Origin of the sequence: Sphingomonas sp. AOB5 (genome assembly GCF_029433115.1) — a bacterium.
GTDB lineage: Bacteria > Pseudomonadota > Alphaproteobacteria > Sphingomonadales > Sphingomonadaceae > Sphingomonas.
The window spans coordinates 1-6,356 of record NZ_JARNTV010000103.1 but is presented as its reverse complement, the minus strand read 5'-3'; the positions used below and the strand labels follow the sequence as shown (position 1 = coordinate 6,356).

Annotated in this window: 4 protein-coding genes and 1 pseudogene; 1 reads left to right on the top strand and 4 read right to left on the bottom strand. The window is 59.8% G+C overall.

All coding sequences use genetic code 11. The features are described from left to right. The 3 genes and pseudogenes from P1X14_RS21300 to typA form a co-directional block, all read right to left on the bottom strand. A pseudogene (locus P1X14_RS21300) lies at positions 1-543 on the bottom strand (hypothetical protein); the annotation flags it as partial. 129 nt (positions 544-672) lie between these two features. Beyond that, complete coding sequence (locus tag P1X14_RS21295; RefSeq protein ID WP_277317433.1) at positions 673-3,087, bottom strand: DUF4062 domain-containing protein; 2,415 nt, start codon at positions 3,085-3,087, stop codon at positions 673-675. Between the two features lie 114 nt (positions 3,088-3,201). Next, positions 3,202-5,025, bottom strand: coding sequence for a translational GTPase TypA (gene typA / locus P1X14_RS21290; protein WP_277317432.1), 1,824 nt, complete (start codon positions 5,023-5,025; stop codon positions 3,202-3,204). 104 nt (positions 5,026-5,129) lie between these two features. Here typA and P1X14_RS21285 point away from each other — a divergent pair, with 104 nt between their 5' ends. Continuing rightward, positions 5,130-5,699: an NAD(P)H-dependent oxidoreductase gene (locus P1X14_RS21285; RefSeq protein WP_277317431.1), complete on the top strand. Its 570-nt coding sequence runs from the start codon at positions 5,130-5,132 to the stop codon at positions 5,697-5,699. A 360-nt stretch (positions 5,700-6,059) separates the two neighbouring features. On the opposite strand, the gene P1X14_RS21280 is transcribed toward P1X14_RS21285, so the two are convergent. Further along, positions 6,060-6,356: helix-turn-helix transcriptional regulator (locus tag P1X14_RS21280; protein ID WP_277317430.1), on the bottom strand; the 297-nt coding region annotated here is incomplete at its 5' end.

The window sequence follows — 6,356 nt, the reverse complement described above, 5'->3', positions numbered from 1 at the left end:
GGCGCCGTCCTCGCCCACCGCGTCGCCGGTGATGACCGTGCGAACCGTTGTCGCACTGGCCTCAGCACCCGCGCCGCCGGCGCCTGCCCCGGCGCTCGCCCGCGACGAGAAATAGTTGATCGTGGTCCGCTTGCCCGACGCATCCTGACCATAATGGCGCAGGCAGAACATCAGCAGCGCATCGTTGCGCTTGCGCCGAAAGCCCATCAGCTTGCCCGCCACGAACACCGGCACCAGCTCGCCTTCGATCGCCCGCTCGAACGCCAGGTCCTTCAGCCGCTTCAGCCCGAAATCGAGCGCCGCATCCCAAGCCCGCCGAAACTCGTCCGCGCCGTGCGCCCGCCGCAGTGCATAGGCATTGGCCTGCGACATATTGACCATCGCCGCCGCCCGCCGCACCGACCCGGTATCCGCCAGCGCCTCGACAAACGCCTTTTGCCGCTCGGGCGTCCACCCGTCATGCCGATTGGTCTTGCGCGGCACAGGCGCGAAATCAGGCAACGGCGCCCGCTGATCGCGAGCGACGGGAACGCGGTTCTGCATGGGAATCCTCCTGTCTCGATTGGCGAATCGGACAGGGTGTTATGGAAGCGAGGGCGTGTAGGACAGCGATTTGTTTTTGGTTTGTTCCGAATTGTCCACGTAGCCTACAGCTAGCTATATGAGCAAGTATCAGTCGGAAGCTAAAACTCGTTTCGCGATCCGTCGTGGGTAGGCGAGGCCTAGATCAAGCCAATGCGTCACGATGTAATAGCGGCCCTCTCCATGCGATCGGTACAATTTTAGTAAGCGCCTTACGCGGCTTCGAGGTAAACTTTCGACGATTTTTCGTGCTGTTGTTCGTCGAGTTAAGGCGGATTCATCAAGAAGAAGGTCGATAATCTCGCGGTCTTCCAATCCAGAAAACTCTCCAATCCCGACTAAATCGATTAACTGCGCCTTCATCGTATCCGGAAGCACCCGCATCATTAGATCCGCTAATGAACTGACGTGTAACCGCAAAATTGCAAGCGCCGCTTCTCTAAATGAACCCCCGGATACTGCATTGATTGTCCAGAACAATGATGGAGTTTGCGCCAGCCTCTCAATATCCTCGCCGTCGCCAAAGGCACGAAGAAATGAAATTACTGCTGGTGTCGGCTTTACAAAACCACGATCGAGTACCCGCCGCACAAGCAATAGATCTGCCTCATTACGCTCTCTAGCAACGATATCTATCGCGCCGCTGACCAACTCGCGGCGTTTTATTTCGTTGGGATCAGTTATTCCTATTGTGAGAAGCGACGTGGCCGCCCGCATCGACACCGGGATTCCTTCAGGCCAGTGACGCTCGAAATAGGTGGTAAATTCATCATCCAAATCTTGGCGCAGTTGCGCAGGGAAGTCAGCAACGCGCCGAATCGCAAGCGACTGATACGCGGCGTCACGATGCTCCATGCTCCCTAGTAGTGCCTCAACGGCAGTAACAGGCATTTGTCGCAGTCGTTCCATGCGGTAGCTGTTGAATAGCTCTTCACCCGTCCGATCGATGCTCGAAGACCAGAGAAAACCTGCTGTCTTTCGCTTATTGAAAATTATGAGCTTGCGGGCCTCGTCCAGCGACAATGGCTGTTCGATACGTTCAAGTGCCTGCACTGCCTGTAGCCGGACCGCCGCCGCGTCATCTTCGCGAGCGCGATTAATTGTTTCGATATCAATGGCTTGCTGCTTGCTCAAGATTTCGAGCGATCGAGACCGCACTTCAGCTGCACGATGATCGAGACCACTACGGAGCTCAGCAGGATCAAGCTGATCAAAAAACTCGAGGGTTTCGCGCAGGAGATCAGCGTCGAAGCTATCAAATGACCACGTAAGCATGACGCGAGCTGCCTCGATAGGCTCAACGCGTAATAGGATAGCGACAGCCGCTTCATGAGCTGGGCGCACAGTATCATGGTTCGCGCGCGCTACCTCTAGAATGATCGCAGCGAGTTCTTCTCGAGAACCATGCTGCCTAAGATAGCGAAGCGCCGCTTGCTTCACCGTCTTAGGGGTTCTTTCACCCAGCCAATGCGAACTCACAACATCTTGCCCGCTCGGCGCCAACTGGCGAATGGGCTCGGAGAGCAAACGCATGACCTGTATCGCACCTGCCCGTTGAGCATCCTCTCCGTAGATTGTGAGCGCCATCAACATGTCCGGCCGCCCGTCGGTAATCATCGATAGCCAAGTCCAGATGGGTACGTTTTGATCAGCTAGATTCTCGAGGCCACTAGCCAACAACCCGCGCGTTTCTGGAAACGAGAACATATAGTCTTGGCGACGTTCATAGAGCAGGTTGGCGTCGTGGATGCCTAAGACAACTTTGTCATTATCGGCAGTCCTTGCAGTTGCACCAATAAGCCGCAACCTTGCCACATCGGCGGCCGGCAAACCGCCGTCACTGCGAATATTACGTGCTGTAGCCACAAGAAATGGCGCCTCGACTGCCTGCACACCTGTCTCGATAACTAATATTTCGGCAGATGGGGCTAGCGGGAGTTGCAAATTGGTGGGCCGCTCCTCACGAGGAACCTGCCCTTCACTCAGCATACGTATCACATGGGCCGAAAGAAATTCACGAACCTTTGCGGAAAAAACTTCAATGGTTCCAAATGTACCATAAAATAAGCTCTTTTCTGTGCGCAGTCTTTCCTGAAATGATAAAACTTTCTTGAGTTCTTCTCCGGGATCGCTGAGCTGCAGCGGATCAATGTCCTTAAAGAACATTGCCATCATAGGCGCCCGCGTCTTCGAATAGCGAATCTTGGATAGTTCGAATTCTTCCTCAAACCCCGATGAGTAAGGCCCGTCTAACGAAGGGCGCGAACCCCATCGCGTCCACATTGCGCCTATAAAGAGATCACAAGTCTCCATTTCAGCATTAATTATTGCCTGTGGGCGACCATTCCCGGAAATCGTCTCTTCCCAACCGTATAGTTCCAAACGGCCGCCTAATGGCTTGGCCACCGAACGGTTAACCTCTTCAGCCGCGTTGAATGCCGCAGTTCGTTCGTCATCGAGTCCACCGGGTGACGCGATAAAAGCGCGGATCAGCTTAATGTCCATGGCGCATGATTGTGCGGTTATTAGTCAAATGCGCAAGTAGGCGTCACTCAAGTGGGTGCCTCTAACCCCACAAAACAAAAGCGCCGGGTCTCCCCGGCGCCTTCGCATTTCACCTTAAGCCGCAGCCTTCGCCCGCGAAGCCTTCTTCCGCTCATGGGGATCCAGGAAGCGCTTGCGCAGGCGGATCTTCTTCGGCGTCACTTCGACCATCTCGTCATCGTCGATATAAGCGATCGCCTGTTCCAGCGTCATCTTCTTCGGCGGGGTCAGGCGGACGGCGTCGTCCTTGCCGCCCGATGCGCGGAAGTTGGTCAGCTGCTTCGCCTTCATCGGATTGACCTCGAGGTCGTCCGTCTTGGCGTTCTCGCCGATGATCATGCCTTCATACAGCGCTTCGCCATGGCCGACGAACAGGATGCCGCGCTCCTCGAGCGGACCCAGCGCATAGGACTGCGCCTCGCCATTGCCGTTGGAGATCAGCACGCCGTTCTTGCGGCCTTCGATATTGCCCTTGTGCGGGCCGTACTTCTCGAACAGCCGGTTCATGATGCCGGTGCCGCGCGTGTCGGACAGGAACTCGCCATGATAGCCGATCAGGCCGCGCGAGGGGGCGCTGAAGGTGATGCGGGTCTTGCCGCCGCCCGAGGGGCGCATGTCGGTCATCTCGCCCTTGCGCTGGTTCATCTTGTCGACGACCGTGCCCGAATGCTCGTCGTCCACGTCGATGACGACGGTTTCGTACGGCTCGGTCTTCTTGCCGTCCTCGTCCTCGCGGAACAGCACGCGCGGGCGGCTGATGCCCAGCTCGAAGCCTTCGCGGCGCATCGTCTCGATGAGAACGCCCAGCTGAAGCTCGCCGCGGCCGGCCACTTCGAACGAGTCCTTGTCCTCGCTCTCGGTCACCTTGATCGCCACGTTGGATTCGGCTTCGCGCTCCAGCCGGTCGCGGATCATGCGGCTGGTCACCTTCGAGCCTTCACGGCCCGCCATCGGCGAATCGTTCACCGCAAAGCGCATCGACAGGGTCGGCGGATCGATCGGCTGCGCCTGGATCGCTTCGCTCACCGACGTGTCGGCGATGGTGTTCGAAACGGTCGCGACGGTCAGGCCGGCGAGCGAAATGATGTCGCCTGCCTTGGCTTCGTCGGTCGGCACGCGGTCCAGGCCCTGGAAGGTCATGATCTTCGACGCGCGGCCGGTCTCGACGATCTTGCCATCCATGTCGAGCGCGTGGATCGGCTGGTTGACCTTCACCGTGCCGGACTGGACGCGGCCGGTCAGGATGCGGCCGAGGAAGTTGTCGCGGTCGAGCAGCGTCACCAGGAAGGTGAACGGCGCATCGACTTCCAGTGCCGGCGGCGGCACATGATCGACGATCTTCTGGAACAGCGGACGCAGCGTGCCCTCACGCAGGCTCGGATCCTCATTGGCATAGCCATTGCGGCCCGAGGCGTAGAGCACCGGGAAATCGAGCTGCTCGTCGGTCGCGTCGAGCGACACGAACAGGTCGAACACTTCGTCCAGCACTTCCTGGATGCGCTCGTCCGGACGGTCGACCTTGTTGACCACCACGATCGGACGCAGGCCCAGCTTCAGCGCCTTGCCGGTCACGAACTTGGTCTGCGGCATCGCGCCTTCCGAAGAATCGACCAGCAGGATCACGCCGTCGACCATCGAGAGGATGCGCTCCACTTCGCCGCCGAAATCGGCGTGGCCGGGCGTATCGACGATGTTGATGCGCGTGCCTTCCCACTCGACCGAGGTCGGCTTGGCGAGAATCGTGATCCCGCGCTCCTTCTCGAGGTCGTTCGAATCCATCGCGCGCTCTTCGACGCGCTGGTTGTCGCGGAAGGTGCCGGACTGGCGGAAAAGCTGGTCGACGAGCGTGGTCTTGCCATGATCGACGTGGGCGATGATCGCCACGTTGCGGAGGTTCATATCTGTTTCCCGGGAAAAGGTTGGCGCGCCCCTACAGGAAATTGTGCATTGCGGGAAGACGGGTAATTCTCCCATGCGTGTCGGAAGCAAACATGGAGCCGCAAATGACCCGTCCGCTCAAGATTCTGGTGATCCTCGGATCGGTACGCGAAGGGCGGATGGCGCTGCCGGTCGGCAACTGGGTGATGGATCAGGCCGCGGCGCGCGACGATCTCGCCTGCGAACTGGTCGATCTGAAGGCGTGGAACCTGCCCTTCTTCCCGCATCCCCGGCCGCCGGCCGCGGGCGGCTATGCCGATCCGCTCCAGATCAGTTGGGCAGAAAAGATCGCGAGCGCGGACGGCTACATCCTGATCGCCCCGGAATATAATCACTCTTCCAGCGCGGTGCTGAAGAACGCACTCGATACCGTGTTCGCCGAATGGAACCGCAAGCCGGTCAGCTATGTCGCTTATGGCGGCGCTGGCGGCGCGCGTTCGGTCGAGCAGTTGCGCATGACATCGATCGCGCTGGAAATGGCCCCGCTCAACAGCGCCGTCCACCTGATCCGCCCCGGCGCCAAGCGCGACGGCGACCGGTTTAATGGCGACAACTATGACGAAAAGGCGCTGGCTGCACTGTTCGACGAACTCGCCTGGTGGGGCCGCACGCTGAAGGCCGGGCGGGAAGGCTGAGAGGAAATCCTCCCCCGCCAGGGGGAGGTGGCGCCGAAGGCGACGGAGGGGGAGGACTCGCCAACGCCTGTTCTGGCATCCTCCCCCTCCGTCAACTGCGCTGACACCTCCCCCTTGCGGGGGAGGATTTGGATACGCATCGCGGCCAACCCATTGCCCCGCCCTTGCAATGTAGGATTTAAGCTGCTGGCCTCAGCGAGCCGGATCCTCGTCCAGCCGCTCTTTGACATGTCCACGAACCAGCAAGCGCTTTCCTCCGCCGGGTAAAATCCGGCGGCGAGGCAGCGGTGCATCCGAAACGCCATGTCAGTGTGACTCTTGTGACTCTTGCGTCCCCAAAAGGGTAAATTCCAACCAGGACTAGTGGAAATACCGCCCGGGCGTCTCGCCGAACGTGGCGCGGAATGCGGCCACGAACGCGCTTGGCGTCGCATAGCCCGCGCCGGCCGCGACCCGTTTCACCGGATCGCCTGCAGCCAGTCGCTCCATCGCCGCCAGCAATCGCGCCTGCCGCCGCCACCGGCCAAGGCTCAGCCCGGTCTCCGCAAGGAAGCGCCGCTCCAACACGCGAAGGCTCATGCCCGCTCCGGCCGCGATGTCCGATACCGATGCATCGCCGATCGCGCGCTCCGCTGCCTCGCGCAGCGCCGGGCTGTG

What these genes read in the sequence shown, in the direction of transcription:
- P1X14_RS21295 (WP_277317433.1), bottom strand. Translation starts at nt 3,087, where the DNA reads ATGGACATTAAGCTGATCCGCGCTTTTATCGCGTCACCCGGTGGACTC.
- typA (WP_277317432.1), bottom strand. Translation starts at nt 5,025, where the DNA reads ATGAACCTCCGCAACGTGGCGATCATCGCCCACGTCGATCATGGCAAG.
- P1X14_RS21285 (WP_277317431.1), top strand. Translation starts at nt 5,130, where the DNA reads ATGACCCGTCCGCTCAAGATTCTGGTGATCCTCGGATCGGTACGCGAA.